Source organism: Mesorhizobium sp. M8A.F.Ca.ET.165.01.1.1 (genome assembly GCF_004792065.1).
Taxonomy (GTDB): Bacteria; Pseudomonadota; Alphaproteobacteria; order Rhizobiales; family Rhizobiaceae; genus Mesorhizobium.
On record NZ_SRTH01000125.1, the window covers coordinates 1 to 353 of the forward strand.

The window sequence follows — 353 nt, forward strand, 5'->3', positions numbered from 1 at the left end:
CCTTCATCTACAGCCGTGAGGAGGAGAGGCAGATTTCGTCACCCCGTGCGGCCGAGAAGGTCGTCATCAAGGACGGCGTCATGAAGGATGGCCGCATCGTTGCGCGAAAAGTGACCGGCTACACCGACGCCGGCGCCTATTCGCGCCATTCGCCCTACGGCGCGCAGAAGGGTGCTGCGCACTATCCCGGGCCCTACACGATCCCGAATGTCTGGATCGACACCTACTGCGTCTACACCAACCGCACCCCCTCCTCCGCCATGCGCGGCTTCGGCGTGACCATCGGCGACTTCGCGCGTGAGGTGCAGATGGACAAGCTGGCGCGGCTGATCGGCAAGATCGGAAGAGCGTCG

General features: G+C 64.0%; 1 protein-coding gene. It reads left to right on the forward strand.

Features of this window, described 5'->3' with window-relative positions; all coding sequences use genetic code 11:
- The coding region (locus tag EN808_RS35390) for a molybdopterin cofactor-binding domain-containing protein (RefSeq protein ID WP_145973049.1) at positions 1–353 on the forward strand (353 nt) is incomplete at both ends.